Genomic DNA, 17,935 nt, shown 5'->3' with positions numbered 1-17,935 from the left:
TTCGAAAAAAATGGCGTATGCAATTCTGTATTTTTTTTCGAGTTATCTGAAATTGGATAAAAAATTGTTGGGTATAAGTACATTTCTATGGGTGGGCAGAGGATTAAATGAACCTTCATATGAATGATAAGGCTAAAACTCCACGAGATAAAATATCTCCAAAAACTAAAAAAACCATGAAATGGCGCATTCGGCATCGTGTGTTATGGTGGTTATTTTTAATTACAGGCAGTTTGATCAGTGTTTTGGTTGTCTTGCTTATGACCGTTTTTGTCGTTCTCAATACCCACAAGGGTCAATGTTTCGTTGCCCAACAAATAGGAAAGATAACCAACCAGCGTATTATAGTAAAAGGAATAAGAGGTTCTTTCCCTAATCATTTAGCGGTTGCTTCAATAACATTTAGAGAGCCCACTCTTGGAAATTGGTTGACGTTGGAAAATATTAAATTGGATTGGTCAGCGGCCTCTATATTTAGAAAAAAGATTTATATAGATTCTTTTTACCTTCAACATCTTAAATTGGCTCACTTGCCTCCCTCAAGTAATGAACATTCCACATCGTCTGCTTTACCAAAGTTTAAAATTTCTGCCCAATTTAATACAATTATCATCGAAAATTTAGATATTGAACCGTCTGTATCTCCCGTTGATCTTCATTTGTCGTTGAGGGGGAAGGTTAAGATTCAGGATGTTCTAAGAGCTGCACAATTCAAATCGATTAAAGATGTATCGAACACAGAATTGTCTTTGCATCTTTGGGAACGTAACGCTGCAAGTCGGCTGGATGTGGATGCTAACGTAACCCAAAATCAGATCAATCAAGCGTTTTTAAAATTCAATTCATATCCTCAAAAACAAGGTGTTCTCGAACGGTTGCTGGCCTCAAACCAATTATTGCCCATTGAGTTGGCGTTTTCTGCTCATGGACCGTTTGATAGTGTATCGCTGTGTTCACGACTATCAGGGCAGGGTATATTTTTAAATATTAACGGTTTGGTAGATTTTTTGCAGTACAAAGGCAATCTTATTGCAAAGGGCAATTCATCTGCCTTACACCTACTTCCACAGATCTCTTGGTCAAGTTGGAATTTGGATTCGAAGCTTTATGGAAATTTACAAGCGCCAGAAGGAGAAGGCCGCTTTGAATTAAAAGGATTGCAATTTGGCTCGAGTGGACTTGAGAGGCTTGTGATGCAATTCAAAGGTAGCCAAAAATCAACATTTCAAGGAAAAACAAACGTAAGCCGTGCAAAAGAAATTTCATTTCAAGCTCAAGCAGAGGGTTTACAGATACCCAGCGATCCTAATGGAATTTTAAAGGCGAACCCTATACAGTTGCACGCTCAATATCAATTAAAATCCGGTGCTTCCTCTTTGGAATTAAGTGTTGACAACAAACTTATATCATTGCAAGGGGCTTTAAAAAGCCAGCCAGATATGAAAGGTCAATTTTTCTTAACTATACCGCAGCTTCGGCCCCTAGGCGCTTTGGCTGGGGTAAAGGTAGAAGGATCGTTACGCCAAACCATACGGTTATCATCAAATGATTGGTCGTACCAACCTATTGATGTGTCTGTAGATGGTCCTATTCATCTTATTGGTGGGGAACCCATATTTGCACAATTGATTGGTGATACTGGAACCCTAGCGTTAAACGCACAAGTGATACTGGGTGATCGCAAACAATATTTGATTCATCAACTTAACATAAAAGGTCAGCATTTGGCCGTTAACGGTACGGGACAGCTTGTTCATGACCAAGTGAATGGTGTGGTTAAACTTTCGATTGACCAACTTTCCGCTGTGCAACCCTTTTTAAAAGGAAATTTATCGACCCAGTTTCATGTCTTAGGTTCGATGAGCGACCCCCAAGCCCATTTGCAGCTCGATACACAACTGCAGGGGATAAAAGGAAACGGCTATCAACTCAGACCAAGCCAAATCAATGTATCAATCGATGCGACGCATCTGGTTACAGAGCCTAAAGTGAATCTATTTCTTAAGGGTAGCTTAGATAATGCTCCTATTTATTTTCGGGGTGAAGCCGGCTTAAATAATCAAGCCAATACGTGGTTTTTAAAACTTCCACAGTTAAAATGGAGAAGTTTGGGAGCCAGTGCGGATGTGGTTTTGTCCCAAAAAACATATTTGCCTATGGGTAAAGTAAAACTTGAAATTGCCAATTTGTCTGATTTCAATCTACTATTACGCCAAAAGTTTTCGGGTTTTATGAAGCTTGAACTTTCCTCACCAGTTGAAACTCATTCAAGTGTTTTGATTAATGCAGAGGGCGCTATAAAGGCTTCCTCCATAAATTTATCGGGCCTTTCTTTAAAAGGTTCTATAGAAGATCCCCTTGAAAAGCCAAGGATTAGGGTTCAGTTGCGGGTAAATTCAATACAAGTCCCTAAAATTAAAGGCGGGTTGATCGCTAATGCAAACGGAAGCTTTGACCAATTAAAATTAAATCTTCAAGGCAATTTCTCTAACATAGGTTCGTCTCATAGTACGATGGATGTGGCTTTGCTGCTGAATTTAATTGAGAAAAAGCTAATTTTACAACATTTTATCGCTTCAATCGACAAACAGAATATTCGTTTGCTTTCCCCTGCCTTGCTAAGTTTCGGGCAGAAAGTGGCACTTGATCGGTTTAGAGTGTCGCTTACTTCGAACAAAGCATCTCCAGCTTTTATTGAGGCTCAAGGGCAGATAAAACCTGACTTAAATTTTAACGTTGCATTGAAAAATTTAACACCTGACCTTATCACGCCTTTAATGACCGATTTTAAGGCTCGTGGCGTGGTGAATGCACAGGCGGATCTGCATGGTCAGTTGGAAAAACCGACCGGCACGATCAAAATAAATGGTCATCAATTGGCGTGGGTATCCGAAAATACCAATTTTATCCCTCCTGCAGAATTAAATGCATCCGCTACGCTTGAAAACAATAGGGCACAAGTAAATGCTCAATTGATTGCTGGAAAAAAAATAAAAGCCGTGGTTCAAGGCAAAGTGCCGTTAAATCCTAATGAGCAATTTTCCTTACAAACAAAAGGTTTTTTGGATGTTTCTCTCGCAAATGCCTTGCTAGGGGCGTATGCCCAGCAAGCAAAAGGGATGATCACTCTAGCTATGCAAGTTACGGGTACTTTTCAGCGGCCTATTTTGAGGGGAAATCTGTCTTTGGAGCATGGCAGTTTTCGGGATTTTGCTCAAGGAATAAATATTAATGCGATTAACGGTTCCGTGATGGGTATGGGGGATAGGCTCACCCTTCAATCGTTTGATGCCCGCGCAGGAGAAGGTACTTTACACGCTTCGGGTCAAATAGGGATTTTGCAAAACAATATACCGATTGATTTAATGTTTTCGATGAGAAATGCCAAACCGTTATCCAGTGATTTGCTGACGGCAGTATTAGATAGTGATATTTCAATAAAAGGTTTAGCTAAAAGCAAGCTCAAGGTTCAAGGGGATATAAAGATTAAACGTGCAGATATTAATATCCCTCGATCTGTCTCGCGCTCAGTGGTGGTAATCAAAGTCGTTCGTCCGGATAGTAAAGTGCCTGTCGTGGTTCAATCCAACGCAATGGAACCAGAAATTGGATTGAATCTAACGTTACAATCGGCGGGCCCTATCATCGTAAGAGGGTTTGGTCTCTTTAGCAACATGGCTGGATCTTTAACCATTAATGGAACCGCTCAAGCCCCGCAAATTAGTGGTGGTTTTGCAATGCGGAACGGTCGGATCGATTTGGGAGGAATTTCTTTGTCGTTTACTCGTGGGGTAATTGGTTTTAATGGGTCGAGTGTTGATCATAAAATAGACCCTACCCTTGATTTTGAGGTAAAACGTTCTGTGGATGGGTATACGCCTACATTAAAAATTATAGGCTATGCAAGCTCACCGAAAATCGAGTTAACGTCTTCTCCCCCTATTTCACAGGATAGAATTTTGTCCATGTTGTTGTTTGGTGTTGATTCACAAAGTCTCTCCGCGACACAAATGGCCGAAATTGGTGTAGCTTTGGCGACTCTTGGAGGGCAAGGATCTGGATTTGATCCTATTGGTTCTGTTCGGAAAACGCTGGGACTTGATCGTTTATCCATTGGCAGTGCAGGTAAAACCAAAGAAGATGGCTCTAGTTCGGGTACCAGTGTATCCGCAGGAAAATATATCACAAAGGGGTTTTATCTCGGGGCCAAGCAATCCACAGGAAATGCAGGGACGCAGGCAGAAGCACAGATCGATATTACTAAACATCTCAAGGCTACGGCGACGGTAGGGGCAGGTCACGATAACTCACGTTTTGTAACCCCGGACAACGATCCTGGAAGTAGTATTGGGCTACTCTATCAATTTAATTATTAAGCGGATAGCGTTTAGCAATGAAACGGTTTAGTGTGTGGGCAGTTTTGTCCAATACATCTTGCCAAATATTGAGCTGGGTTTGTCGTATGATGTGTACGGTAGAATACCAAGGATTTACTTTTGAATCGCCTCCCCACCGCCAACAATTATCAAAACGATCCATTAAAATAACCGGATGTCCCATAGCACCAGCAAGATGGACGATGGACGTATCAACGGTAATCACGACGTCAAGGTTGGCGATAATAGCTGCGGTATCATCCATAGTTTCAATATCATCTATAGGATTAAAAATATTAAATTGGCCTAAAAGTTCACGATCAGATGGATCATTATAGTGTGACTGAAGACTTATAAACTGTGCATTTTTTACGTTTTCAATTAACGAAGAAAATTTTGACAAAGGAATTGATTTTTTTTTATTGATCAGCATGGCTGTAATGTCATTGCGGTGTTCTGAACCTTTCCACGCAATTCCTATTTTTAATAAATCGGTTTTCGGTAATTTGTTTTTCCATTTTTCTACTTTTTGGGGGTCAGCAAACAGATAAGGAATAGCTTTTTTAAATTGATTTGGGTCAATATTCAACGCGCGCGGAAGGCTTATAAAAGGGCAATGCCAATCGAAATCGGGAACGTTATCCCCACCGACTCTTACCTTAGGATGGCACTGCAGCCGTTGACACAGACCTTTGATGCTTTCTGGTACCCATAACTCTACATCCGCACCAAACTCTACCAGTAGAGCCACAAACCTCAAATACATTAATGTATCTCCTAAGCCCCCTTCTTGAGTAAGCAAAATTTTCTTATCTTTTAATTCAATAGTAGACGTTAAAGTTGGCAAAAGAGTTTTTTTGGAAAGTGACGTATGATTTGGGGTATTTAATCGCCATTCATGTTCTATCCATCCTTGATGAAAAAAACCTGCTTTTAAAAGGCACAGTGAGTAGTTGACTCTCAATTTAGCGTAATAGGGTTGAAGCTGAATTGCTTTGCGATAGTAGCGTAAAGCGTGTTCAAATTGGTTTTGTATATGGTATAAAGTGGCTATATTCGTATATAAAACAAAATTTCCACCGAATGCTTTTTCACAATGGCTAAAAATTTTCATAGCAATTGCGTATTTCCCTGCTTCCAATAGAAATGTGGCTAAGAGATTACATAAAAAAACATCCGGTTTATTTTCACCTATATACCGTTTTAAATGATGAATCGCTTTTGTTGGATGGCCCGCATGTTGAAGTATAGTGGCGTAACATGCATGGAGTAATTTATCATGCGGTGTAAGCAACAAAGCCTCATCAATAACCTTGATAATCATTTCATAAGTTAGAACCCCTGAGGTAAGATAACGCTCCATCTCGGAACAAGCGTGTTGTTCCGCGTCATGATGATGTTTTTGTGTAGTACAAAAAAAATGGGCTGCCTGTTTAAATTTACCTAATCCACAAGCAGCGATTCCTAAAAGTAATGAAAAATCATGATCTGCTTGTTCCTCTTGGCTTATGATCAAATGTTTATAAGCATCAGAAAATCTTCCTGAATGGAACAGAGCTTCAACATATTCAAGACTAATTTCCGTTTTTGCATCTGGCATTTATTGGCCTTTAATAAATATATAAATTAAGCCTAGGTTTATTAAGAAGCAATTTATCAAACGGTCTAGAGTATAACCATAATTCAACTCTATTTTGATGACAGTGTGATTGCGGCATGTTTTGATATAAATACTACGTAGAGTGTTTCTCAAAATTTTTGATCATTAAAAATTCTCCTATTCGATTTAATAAGTAGTATTTCAATATTAATCTTAAATAAAATACTTTCGTACAGTCTTATGATAGAGCTTTTGAGGTACTCATAAAAAGATAAAAAGTAAGATCGTTTTTTTAGATTATTTACGCTTAATGTATCTTTTAATGAGTTTTGATGGACGTCTCTAGCGTCATGTATTACAAATAAGTTTCATAATGTAAATCGCTGCATTTGCAATATATATATCAAGTTTAACTTTATTTTGTAATATTGAAAAAATAATTTTACACGGTCTTGGGGGTAATAAAAGTTATTTTTTTAAGAAATGTGAAGATAATATTCTGAAATAATGCTAAATTTTATACCATGATTTCGATCCTACAATAAGCAAGTCGTGATTTCTGATTCAATATAAAATTTTTTAGGTTGTGCTTTACACAGCGTAGGTTTTACTTTTTAGTCGTGCGACTGCATTACAAAATAAGAATTAGGATTGGTTTATTATATTTTTTAAGTTGGCAGAGTTATTATAAACTTAAGTGGCAATAAAGTGTCAAAAATAGATTATAGTGATTAGCAATTCATAATTTTTACCAGTTCACACACTGTAAAAAATATGTTGAAGAGGAAAAATTCTAGTCGGCTACTTTATAAGAAAAATTAATCCTCTATAATAAGTCGATATGGGATGTTAAATTAAGCCGACTTCATAGCTTCTGTAAGTTCACTGAGCACAGTAGAAGAATCTTTTGCTTCTAAGACAGCGACCTCTGCAACATAGCGCTCTTGCGCTGCTTCAAACAATTTTCGTTCACTAAAACTGCCCTCTAAACTGTCAACATTACGGCGTAAATCTCTTAAAACTTCCGCAATTTGTATAAGATCGCCAGAGTTAATTTTTTCCTGAAAAACAACCGCTCTTCTAGCCCACATGCCTTTGCCGCTTTGGGGTTTCCCTTTTATAGTCGTTAAAGCCTTGCTGACAATTTCTTTGGAAGCTATTTTTCTTAAGCCGGCTTTTTTCGCTTTGGATAGAGGAATTCGTAATGTCATTTGATTGTCTGGAAAAGATACAAGTATCATTTCCAATTTCATTCCAGCGACTTCTTCCGTGCCGATTTTATCTACGCGGCCAACACCGTGCGCGGCATAAACGATGGCATCGCCTTCTTGGAAAGGCAATGAAGATTTATGATTAACTTGTTGAGCAGCGGTTTTGGCAACAGCTGCGCGCGCCATTTCATCAGTGATGCGGCCTTTAGGGGGATTTCGGAATATATTCATACTTTAACACTATCAGATTTTTCATTAAACGTCACGAAAATTTTATGACGTTAAAGTGAAATTTATTATTTTTTATTACCACTGTATACCGTCTATGGGCGTAATGGGGGATCCAGTGGGATCACCAATTTGTTCGAGTAGATCAATCTCTAAACTTCTGGTCATGGTCAACATAGGCAACGCATGAGGGCTTTTATCAAATGGATTTTGCAGTTCGCTGCCAATTTTATCCAGAGCGATAAATAAAAAACCAACAAGCGTTGAACCCAAAGGCGTCATCCAGCCCAGGGTATCGACCATGGAAAAGGGTAAAATAACACAAACAATTTCTGTAAAAAAACGGGGTAATACCGAAAATTGAATGGTGAGGGGTGTGTTTTTTATACGTTCTAAAGCACCTTGCGCATTGGCTATATCGGACAATATGCGGTCAATTTGGGAATGAAGCGCCCCATCAACGTATTTTTTAGTACTTATTTCTTGGGTCACCATCAATCCAATTTGAAATAAGACCCCATTGGGCTGGTTGCGCAAACCTTTGATATATTTTTGGATTGGAGGGGGCAAAATTCTTTTTACATTATCGCTTTCTAGAGCATCTTTTCCTCTGAGATGGCAAGCCAATACATAAGCATATCCCGCAATAGCACGCGTTAAATTAGGATGAGCATTAAGAATAGTCATGCATTGTCTAGAAAATGACCGGCAATTATTGGTAATAAGCCCCCAATGAGAGCGTGCTTCCCACCAACGATTGTAGGCGGCATTATTGCGAAAATTCATAAATAATACGAGAACAGAGCCAATCAAAGCGATTGGTAAAGTGGATTGATCAAACCACATATAATGAAATAATTTATAGGTCATGACAACAAGCATGTCCCATATAAATAAGATAATCAGTGGTTTTAAACTGCCTTTTATAATTAATAGAAGGCCACGTTTGGGATTTACAATCATTGATTTAGCTCATCATTGCGTTCGTCGGTAGGGGGATTAAATTTAAAGATAGTTGCATACAACTGGAACAAACAAACTTAGAATACGTATACAATCAAGGAATTCATAATAAATATAAGAATATTACGCATTCCCTAGCTTAAGGCGTTGACTTTCAGTTTTTAACTGTCCGCAGGCTGCTAGAATGTCTTTTCCTCGAGGGGTTCGTATCGGGGAGGAATAACCTGCTTTTAAAACAACCTCAGCGAATTTTTGAACCTGCTCTATTGGTGAAGGCATATACTGACTGCCTGGCCAAGGATTAAAGGGGATTAAATTAACCTTGGCGTGAATCCCTTTTAACAAGCGTACTAACTCTTTGGCATCGTTTATACTATCGGTTTATACCTTTTAACATAATATATTCGAATGTAATTCTTCGGGAATTACTTGCGCTGGGATAGCGTCGACAAGCGTCTAAAACGGTTTTTAACGGATATTTTCTGTTTAAAGGAACCAACTCGTTCCTTAAATCGTCGTTAACAGCATGAAGCGATATAGCCAAATTAACCGCGAGATCTTTTCCACATTGATCAATAAGAGGAACCACCCCAGACGTTGATAGGGTGATCCTTCTCCTAGAAATGCCTATTCCTTCATCATCCATAGCAATGCGCATCGCTTTGGCAATATTTTCATAATTATAAAGAGGTTCGCCCATGCCCATTAATACAATGGTGGAAAGCAAACGGGGTTTGTCTGTGGTGGGCGTGGGCCATTCGTTATAGCTGTCTCGCGCTGCCATAAATTGACCAATAATTTCTGCAGAACTAAGGTTACGAACCAAGCGTTGCGTACCTGTATGGCAAAAGCGGCACGATAACGTGCAACCCACTTGTGAAGAGATGCATACCGCCCCTCGATCTTCTCTGCGGTCGGGTATATAAACGGTTTCAGCTTCTTGTCCATCACGAAAGCGAAAAAGGAATTTTCGCGTTTGATCCTGTGACGTTTGTTGTACAACCAAATGAGGGCGGCTTATGACACAACGTTCCGAAAGTTTTTTTTGTAAAGATTTGCTGATTGAGCTCATTAAAGAAAAATCAGTTACCCCTTTATGGTAAATCCAGTGCCACAATTGCTTTGTTCTAAAAGATTTTTCACCCATGCTTATTAAAAGTTCTTGCAATTCTTGACGGGTTAAACCCACCAATTCATGACGACCATCGGGGTGCAACGATGAGGGAGGGGAAAACTGGGCGGATTTTGCCAGCACACGAAGCTTTTCTTCTTCCGAAAAATGCGATTCAAGTATGGAAGGGGTTTCATTACCATTCATAATATTTGGAACCAGAAATGGATAAAATCAAGAGCGCAAATAACTTCCATTGATGTCAATATACCCTTTGGTGAGATTGCAGCTCCATACTCGTGAAGTGCCTGAACCAAGGTTTAAATTTACTTTTATTTGAACCGTATCTTGTTTCATATGTTCTTCAACCGCTTGTTTATTGTAGTTCTCGAGTACACTTCCTTCTTTGGCAACCCATACATTTCCAATGGCGACCGATAATGTATCTCTGTTTGCAGGTTCTCCTGCTTTCCCTACTGCCATGATAACTCTGCCCCAATTTGCATCTTCACCCGTGATAGCCGTTTTTACCAAGGGTGAATTTCCTATAGCCATGCCGATTTTGAAAGCAGAATCACAGGTTGCTGCGCCTTCAACTGTGATTTCAATTAATTTACTTGCTCCCTCGCCATCTTTAACCACCAATAATGCCAGGTTGCGTAATACGATTTCTAAAGCATTTTTAAAGTCAATTAATTTTTCATCGTCAGGATGAGATATAGATTCGTTGCCAGCCGCACCCGTTGCAAACAAAAGTAACGTATCAGACGTCGAGGTATCTGAATCGACGGTAATAGCGTTGAATGTTGTTTTAACTTTGTCAGATAAGAGCGATTGTAGAACAGTGGCAGGTAATTTAGCATCGGTAACCACAAACGCAAGCATGGTTGCCATATCTGGCGCAATCATACCGCTCCCTTTTGCAATCCCTTGTATTGTAACGGTTTCATTGTTTATTTTCGTTTGAATATAAGCCCCTTTGCTGAAGGTATCGGTGGTTAGAATCGCTTCTGCCGCCTGGGGCCAATAGTTTTCGTTAAGTTGATCGTATAAAACAGGCAACTTATCTATTATTTTTTTATAGGGGAGTTGTTCCCCAATGACACCTGTAGAGGCAATAAAAATTTCTTCTTTGGCACAATCCAGCATCTTAGACGTTGCCTCTGCACAGTTATGAACAGCCTCCAATCCTGCTTTTCCTGTAAATACGTTCGCTATGCCCGCGTTAACCAATAAACCCCTTGCTTTACCCTTAGGTAAAATTGTTTTACACCAATCAATCGGAACTCCAGGACACTGATTTTTGGTAAACACGCCTGCTACCGTTGTACCAGAAATAAACTCCATAAGTGTTACATCGTGCCTTCCACTGTACCTTAGCCCTACTTCTAAGGATGCAAGCTTTACACCTCGGAGGGGGGGTAAATTGGCCAAGGGTTCAGCCAAAGGAGAAGAAGCAAGCTTTTTCATTTTAAAAGGATCCAAAAAAATTGTTAGTGAAGGCTAAAGTAACGCTTTGTTGTAAGCGAACGTGAAAATTGTGTTAACACAGACATCGTCTTGAGTTCACAGAATTTATACTTCAAATAATACTATGAGTTTTGTTTTCAAGTATCACAGGTGGTAAGAAAAGATCAATTGCTTTTCATACACTTAATTATCTTATTTCTTAATCCCATCGAACGTTAAGAAAAATAAACAATATTTAAAAGAGTTAATTCCAATTTCAAAACTCGAAATTCTTGGTATCGTTCGTTTGATGAGTTTAGAGCATATTCGATTGAATATATATTATTTCAAAGTTAAATGCGTTGTTGAAACTCGTTAACGGTAAAATGACAAAATTTACCCATTCTGCATGATTTTTAATGAAGGCTCTGATTTAAAAAATAAATAGATTATTCCGCCTTAGGTTAAAATCTTTTCTCACAGGGATTGTATTATAATGGTCTTATGAGTTTTGACGTGTGAATAAGGATCGAACATTCGCAAAACCTAAATTAAATCCTTCTAAAATTGCTAGGAAAAGGAGGCAAACTGAAGCTATTGATTATTGTTTTAGACTCAAACACAGTTGCATTTAAGGCATTAAGGGAAATAACTAGTTTACTTAAATAAATATCCGTATTTTATAACCAATGAAATGTATCGGCTTATCCCCCACTAGGGGTATAAGGCTTAGTGATTTTAGACGATGGTGTTCATTTTGCGCGCTTCAGTTGATCAAAAAGATCATATTTAAAACAGTAAAAGACTTCTTAAGTTGCGTTATATGTAAGCAAGGCTAAGAGGGGTAAAAAGTACAGGTTACGTAGCACTAGAAATTAAATAATAAAACAAACTTAATAGGTGTCTGATCCATTCAAAATCAAATAGCTTTAATTTATTCCTAGGCAAAAGCATTATAAATTAGAAAAATTTTCATAGAATAATTTATGGCATCGTTTAAAAAAACTAAAATTATATCCAATGAAGCCTATGAAATTTTACGTTATTTCACAATAACACTATTTAATGTAAAAACTATGTATGAAAAATTGGGTTATCGTAACATGAATTTACTTTTTTAACGCGCGATAACTAAAAACTTTACAAAATGGTAAACATTACCCTTGCTGATTAAAAAATCCAGCCATATCGTTGAATACAATAATTTTGTATGATTCAGAATTGGTTTTTTAAAATTAATGAATAGAAAAACTTTAGGAAATAGAGCAACGCTTTTTATAAGTTAATTTAGGAGTAAATGCACAGCAACACTAATGTTTTCGAATACAATCAGATTAAGAATTTAAGAAACGTATCTTCTTGAAAATTTGTTACCATCATTCATGAATAATATTTGCGACACTGCCTTTATTTCAACGATTTTTTTCTTTTTTATTCAATACACAAAGATAATTTTTAAGTTCAAATGGATATAGTTTTGAGGTTTTAAATTAGCCTAAAGAAAATGGATTTATCACCTCTAAAGGGTCTGACTATTGTCAAAACCTCTTTATTGGCATTGATGAAACTTAATACCTGAAGAATATGTTAACTGTTGTTAAGTGTTCGAGATGTTAGGGGTGGAATTTGGATTTTTTTCTGTATCAATATATTGCCCGTTGCAGATCGTTTGTACGATACTCCAGTCTTTTTTCAGTAAAACGATATTGGCTTTGCCACCGATACTTATTTTGCCTATTCTAGTATTGGCTACGGATAATAAATCTGCTGGCGTTGATGTTGCCATAGCAATGGCCTGTCCGGGGGCAAGGCCAAGTTGACTGATAAGGTGGTGAACGGATTGTGCCATAGTGATATGGGCACCCGCTAAAGAGCCTTGTCGGTTAATAAGACGACCGTCTTTTACGAAAATTTCTTCACCATACAAGATGAAAGATGATGGCCCGCCAACGGTTGACATGGCATCCGACACAATAAACATGCGTTGGGATTTTTCTTTGGCATGAATTGAAACAGCAAGGCTTGTATCACATACGTGATAGCCGTCGCAAACTATACCGCACCATGCATGGCTGGCCAAAGCCATTCCAACAACACCAGGTTCACGTGATGTCATTGGCGTCATGGCATTATGAAGATGAGTAAAGCATGAGAGCCCTTGATGAAGAGCCGTACGGATCTGCTCGCCATTGGCATCCGTGTGGCCGGCTGAAACAACAACCCCCATGGCAACAAGTAGAGCAATGATCGTAAAGTCGGGTAAACATTCGGGGGCCAAGGTTATCATGGTCGGCACCTTATTTGTTCGCAGGCGCTCTAATGTTGCCAGCGTACGTTCATCAAAGGGGCGAATAAACTCACCATTATGAGTACCTTTGCGTAGCATATTGATATGAGGACCTTCAATATGCATACCAATGACACCGTGCTGACCTATGGTTTTTATAACAGCATCAGCGGCTAGATCCAGCTTATCGGAGGTATCAGTAATAAAAGTGGGAAGAAATGAGGTTGTACCATATTTTAAATGGGCTCGGCCAATGGTTTGTAATCCTGCTGGTGAAGGCTCATTATTAAACATAACACCGCCACCTCCATTAACCTGCAGATCCACATAACCAGGACAAGCTATAAGATCAGTCGTCATAATAGGGTCATCGGTCGGGATTGTGCATTTGGGTGCAATCGTCGTGATAGTATCATGACTAATTTTGAAAGCGATATCATGCTGCCAAACATAGCCATCAAAGAGGGATGATGGGCTAAGCCACCAAGATTCATGCGTATTGTAGCTGTATTTTATTGGCATAATGTTTCCTCATAGTGGGGGCAACGGTTCGATACGGTAAAAGCGCAGTTTGTGTCTGTTCTTACTAGAGATTTGTTGGGTGTAATCGTAACCGTACATAAATTTTTTAAGAGGAGCAAAGATATCTTCCCTAAAATATTGGTGTAAACTACGCTTTTCCGACGAGTAACGGTTAAAAACTTGTTCATTACCCTTCACGGTCACGGCCGTTTGGGGCTGATTCCAATGAGAACGGATACAAGCTCGGAAACTGAAAGCCATCAACGTTTTGATTTTATATTTAGCTGTATGGTAATAGGATTGCCAATAAAATGGAATAACTCCTATCATTTGCTTTATGCTTTTTTGCAGCGATAGGTAGGAAAATTGAACTCCTAAAAACATACAAAGTGCGTCAATGGCACGTCGATAAGCAAACGTCAGGGCAGACCCGATTTTTAAAAGAGCAAAGAGACGTTTTGCTGATTGGAAAAAAATATTACCATCTTGGTAATGGGTAAAATGAGTATCAAATTCCCATAAGGGGTCATGACTGAGCGCATATTTAGGGTCACTTAAGCTATTGCAATCAATATGGCCAATAAAATCTACGTTAGATTGTAAGCTTGGTTGTGCAACCCTCTGTTCAAAGCTTGCCTGTAACACTTTGTCTCCAAAGAATTGTTTATGCCTAATTATGATATTTTTTGTTGTATGTGCTGGGACTATACTTACTTGATCATGTGGATTTTTCGTGCCATCAGCGCGCGATACTTCCGCGCTCGTAACATAGTTGAATGGTGATGGATCGTGAGTAGCTCGCTTGCATACTATTGTTGATTCGCAAACGGGTAAAGCCTTAAAAGCATTTCTTCCTTGCGCTTCTTCTCTTTGACAGGCTCCGAAACAGTCGAGATGAATGCTGTTCAAGTTCGTGTCAACATAGGCCTTAGGCACCTTCTTAACTTTTTTGATCATGTTTTTGATATTTTTATTATGACAGGCTCTTAGTCTTAAGTAATCATCATAATAAACTTGGGCACGCTTCAGATTTGGTTGGTCAAAAAGTGTGAAGCCATAGGCGATAAAACCATTAGGTTCCGTGCGACTATAGGCGCTGAACGGGTTAACTCGGTGGGTGATAACTTTAATTGACATCCATTTGTTTTTTTGTGCACCAGGATGAAAGAAAGCCATTCGTTCATTATACCCTGAAAGATTTATTGATGTAACGGCTTTGGATTTGTGCGATCCATTCAGTTGTATAAGCTCGTATAGCCGTTTCATACATCTTTCCAAGGTTTATATTTTATTTGTTAGCATAGCCGCCCCGCGCACACCGCTGCTGTCGCCAAATTGTGCAATGGTAATTAATGGCATTCGTGTTGAAGTCAGCTTAACCTGTTTGAATGCTTCGGTAATAATTTGATTAATATTGGGCAAAAGGCTCAAGCCGCCTCCAAGGACAATGCATTCCGGATCGAACGTTACTTGTATGGTTTGTATTAGCTCAGCAGCAATAGCAGCCCAAGCTGCAATTACTTTTTGCGCTTGCGGGTCCTTGGCTGCAAGAGCTATGGCCAAAGTTTTACCATTGAAAGGAATATTGCATAAATATTGTCCCAAACGTGTAATACCAGCACCCCCGATATAGGCTTCATAACAGCCTGTTCGTGAACAACCGCATTTAAAAAGAGGAAGGTTAAAGGCTGATGCAATATGGGCAGGAATGCCCATATGACCAACTTCGCCACAACCGCCACTCCACCCATTATAAAGCTTACCATTAAGGCATAGTCCGCTGCCAACACCTGTACCGATTATTAAGCCAAACGTGCTGATGCTGTGGCTGCCTGCACCGCCATTGGCCTCAGAAAGCGCAAAGCATCTACAGTCATTTTCAATGGGCACAGTTTTGCCGATATGCTGTGCTAAATCGTTTGCCAAAGGCTTACCCATGGCACACAAATTAACCGCATACGCAAGGCCCGTATGGGCGTCGATCAGGCCGGGAATACCTATGCCTATGGGTAAATCAACATAGGTAGATACTTGCTCTAGCCACTTAACCTGATCGCTAAGGGCCTTAAGGAGTTCAGGGTAAGTGCTGGGAGTAGGTACACGTCGTCGTTCGAGCGCATTAAAGCTATTGTCGTGCAGGCACGCTTCTATTTTCGTACCACCAAGGTCAATTCCACCATACATTAATTGTCCTCATTAGCATAAGGGTAAATTTTAACACCTGAAACAACGCGATTAAGCTCTCCGCCGGCAAAAGGGGTGTCGATGTGAATACCAAGTTTTAATCCCCAATGAGCAGCAGCCAATTGAGGGGTCAGAACGTAAAGGACACTGCTCCAACAGTCATTGTAAACGGGATTGAAAATGATATCAGCTTTTGTCGTAATTGAGCCTAGTGTAATAAGGGTTATATCAGGAAATTGGGTTTTTAATTCATTAATCATATCCAGATCATACAATTGTGTATAGGGGTTCAGCGATAGATTGGCAAAAATAATAGTTTTATCACTAATAATTGATTTTGGTCCGTGACGAAACCCAAGCGAGCTTTCCCAAAGGGTTGCTATTTTCCCCTTTGTCAACTCTAAAACCTTTAGAGCTGATTCGCGTGCAACGCCCAGTAGGCTGCCAGAACCAAGAAAAATAGCACGCTCAGGGCAAGAGGCAAGCTTGCTATCAATTAATTTAGTTAACGGCTTGTCAAGCAGGGTTTCACCTTGTTCAGCCAGTTGCATAATAGCTGTCTTTGCCATTTTTGAGTGAAGAGGATCAAAGCAGGCAAGGGCAGCAAGCACCATGGTGGTAAAGCTGGCTGTCATTGCAAACCCCTGATCGTGCGCACTATCAGGTAGAATAAGTGTTTGTTGTTGACCTGTTCCGCTATGCGTACGCGTTGCTAGTGCGCTTTTTGCGTTGCAAGTAATATTTAATCGGTCAGCCTTGGGAAGGAATTTGTCAAGCAAGTCAAGGGCTGCTATGGATTCTGAACTGTTACCGCTCCGACCAAAAGAGACAACTAATATGTGGGCAGATTGATGCACGTATAAATTGGGTGTTGAAACCAAATCCGTTGTAGGGATATGACGGTATAGGATCGAGCTATGTTGCGAAAAATAGCCACAAAGAATCTGTCCAATATACGCGGATGTTCCAGCACCGCAGAGCCATATTTCTTTTGGCTTGCGCGCATTAATCCACGAACGTATTTCAGCACATTGCGGCAGATTTTGTTCTGCAAATTTGCGCCAGACCGAAGGTTGTGACATAATTTCGTTTATGGTTAGGCAATGGTTCGCTTTGGATATTGGTTGGGTAAGACTCATAGTGTTTTTCCTTGTGGCAAAAATGGAACGCAGATAAGCTCAACGCCTGCGTCACGTATGGCGTGTTGGGTTGTTAAGGGTAAATTATTATCTGAAATAAGGGTCGCGACTTGGTCGAGAGAACAGATCTTGTGTAAGGCGGCTGTGTTAAATTTGCTGGAATCAGCCAGAACCACAATTTTTTTACTGGCACGGATCATCGCTAACGTTTGATGGGCTTCATTTTCGTTAAATGTGCTAAGTCCAATTTTAGGATCTATGCTGTCGCTGCCGATAAAGGCAATGTCGAAATGCATGGTGCTGAGCGAAGTTTCAACCATTCGTCCACCCAAGGACATAGATTCTGGTCGTAATGTGCCACCAGGAAGAATAATGGTATGTTGGTGGGAACTGCGCAAGACCTGTGCGATATTGAGCCCCGTTGTCAGAATGGTAAGCGGTGGGTAATTGCACAAGGCTTCAGCCATAAACCAGGTGGTCGAGCCAGAATCAAGAATAATTGATTGATTTTCTTCAACTAAATCAGCAGCATAGGTTGCAATTGAACGTTTGGCTGTACGGTTGACAATGGTTTTATCTTCTACAGACGGCTCAAAATAACTGTTGGCATCAATCGGTCTGTGTGCAGCCTGCGACAAAGCGAGGGCAATACGAAACTCTGGTACTCCGCTATACTTATAATGTCGGCAAAAGCGAATTAATGTCGGCTCGCTAACTCCAGCGATCCTAGAAAGTTCCCGCACTGTTTTACTCATAAAAAGCTGTGGTTCTTTTAAAATGAGGTTGGCAATGCGCCGAAAGGATTTGCTTAAATGCATTTCATCCGATTGAATCGTTGTAATAAGCGACATAAACAATCCTAAAT

At 39.6% G+C, this 17,935-nt stretch carries 10 protein-coding genes and 1 pseudogene; 1 reads left to right on the top strand and 10 read right to left on the bottom strand.

From position 1 onward, the window contains the following. Positions 1-107: 107 nt before the first annotated feature. On the top strand, positions 108-4,376 hold the full coding sequence (locus tag AABE15_RS05715; RefSeq protein ID WP_338330323.1) for a translocation/assembly module TamB domain-containing protein: 4,269 nt from the start codon (positions 108-110) through the stop codon (positions 4,374-4,376). Here the strand turns inward: AABE15_RS05715 and AABE15_RS05710 are convergent. From AABE15_RS05710 to AABE15_RS05665, 10 genes and pseudogenes are all read right to left on the bottom strand, one after another. Next, the gene (locus tag AABE15_RS05710) at positions 4,366-5,976 is read right to left on the bottom strand and encodes a tetratricopeptide repeat-containing glycosyltransferase family protein (protein ID WP_338330322.1); all 1,611 of its coding nucleotides are present in this window, start codon (positions 5,974-5,976) and stop codon (positions 4,366-4,368) included. The two genes, AABE15_RS05715 and AABE15_RS05710, sit on opposite strands and share 11 nt — an antisense overlap. An 854-nt stretch (positions 5,977-6,830) precedes the next feature. Further along, positions 6,831-7,418, bottom strand: coding sequence for a CarD family transcriptional regulator (locus AABE15_RS05705; protein WP_338330321.1), 588 nt, complete (start codon positions 7,416-7,418; stop codon positions 6,831-6,833). Between the two features lie 75 nt (positions 7,419-7,493). Beyond that, positions 7,494-8,378, bottom strand: a complete 885-nt coding sequence (locus AABE15_RS05700) for a bestrophin family protein (RefSeq protein ID WP_338330320.1) — start codon at positions 8,376-8,378, stop codon at positions 7,494-7,496. A gap of 123 nt (positions 8,379-8,501) precedes the next feature. Next, a pseudogene (gene rlmN, locus AABE15_RS05695) lies at positions 8,502-9,696 on the bottom strand (23S rRNA (adenine(2503)-C(2))-methyltransferase RlmN). Between the two features lie 27 nt (positions 9,697-9,723). Continuing rightward, the gene (gene argJ, locus AABE15_RS05690; RefSeq protein WP_338330319.1) at positions 9,724-10,959 is read right to left on the bottom strand and encodes a bifunctional glutamate N-acetyltransferase/amino-acid acetyltransferase ArgJ; all 1,236 of its coding nucleotides are present in this window, start codon (positions 10,957-10,959) and stop codon (positions 9,724-9,726) included. A 1,576-nt stretch (positions 10,960-12,535) separates the two neighbouring features. Further along, complete coding sequence (gene nagA, locus AABE15_RS05685; protein WP_338330318.1) at positions 12,536-13,747, bottom strand: N-acetylglucosamine-6-phosphate deacetylase; 1,212 nt, start codon at positions 13,745-13,747, stop codon at positions 12,536-12,538. A gap of 9 nt (positions 13,748-13,756) precedes the next feature. After that, the gene (locus AABE15_RS05680) at positions 13,757-15,013 is read right to left on the bottom strand and encodes a class II D-tagatose-bisphosphate aldolase non-catalytic subunit (RefSeq protein WP_338330317.1); all 1,257 of its coding nucleotides are present in this window, start codon (positions 15,011-15,013) and stop codon (positions 13,757-13,759) included. Positions 15,014-15,028: 15 nt separating this feature from the next. Further along, entirely contained in the window at positions 15,029-15,931 is a 903-nt protein-coding gene (locus AABE15_RS05675) for an ROK family protein (RefSeq protein ID WP_338330316.1), read from the bottom strand. After that, positions 15,931-17,070, bottom strand: a complete 1,140-nt coding sequence (locus tag AABE15_RS05670; RefSeq protein ID WP_338330315.1) for an SIS domain-containing protein — start codon at positions 17,068-17,070, stop codon at positions 15,931-15,933. The genes AABE15_RS05675 and AABE15_RS05670 overlap by 1 nt, the downstream gene beginning before the upstream one ends. Next, a partial coding sequence (locus tag AABE15_RS05665; RefSeq protein WP_338330314.1) for a DeoR/GlpR family DNA-binding transcription regulator occupies positions 17,067-17,935 on the bottom strand: 869 nt, incomplete at its 5' end. The genes AABE15_RS05670 and AABE15_RS05665, both read right to left, overlap by 4 nt.

It is taken from the genome of Commensalibacter sp. Nvir (genome assembly GCF_963921845.1).
In the GTDB taxonomy this organism is placed as follows: Bacteria; Pseudomonadota; Alphaproteobacteria; order Acetobacterales; family Acetobacteraceae; genus Commensalibacter.
This window is presented reverse-complemented; position numbering and strand designations above follow the sequence as displayed.

Coding starts and splice junctions, on each gene's coding strand:
- AABE15_RS05715 (WP_338330323.1), top strand. CDS start 108: ATGAACCTTCATATGAATGATAAGGCTAAAACTCCACGAGATAAAATA.
- argJ (WP_338330319.1), bottom strand. CDS start 10,959: ATGAAAAAGCTTGCTTCTTCTCCTTTGGCTGAACCCTTGGCCAATTTA.
- nagA (WP_338330318.1), bottom strand. CDS start 13,747: ATGCCAATAAAATACAGCTACAATACGCATGAATCTTGGTGGCTTAGC.
- AABE15_RS05700 (WP_338330320.1), bottom strand. CDS start 8,378: ATGATTGTAAATCCCAAACGTGGCCTTCTATTAATTATAAAAGGCAGT.
- AABE15_RS05670 (WP_338330315.1), bottom strand. CDS start 17,070: ATGAGTCTTACCCAACCAATATCCAAAGCGAACCATTGCCTAACCATA.
- AABE15_RS05680 (WP_338330317.1), bottom strand. CDS start 15,013: ATGAAACGGCTATACGAGCTTATACAACTGAATGGATCGCACAAATCC.
- AABE15_RS05675 (WP_338330316.1), bottom strand. CDS start 15,931: ATGTATGGTGGAATTGACCTTGGTGGTACGAAAATAGAAGCGTGCCTG.
- AABE15_RS05705 (WP_338330321.1), bottom strand. CDS start 7,418: ATGAATATATTCCGAAATCCCCCTAAAGGCCGCATCACTGATGAAATG.
- AABE15_RS05710 (WP_338330322.1), bottom strand. CDS start 5,976: ATGCCAGATGCAAAAACGGAAATTAGTCTTGAATATGTTGAAGCTCTG.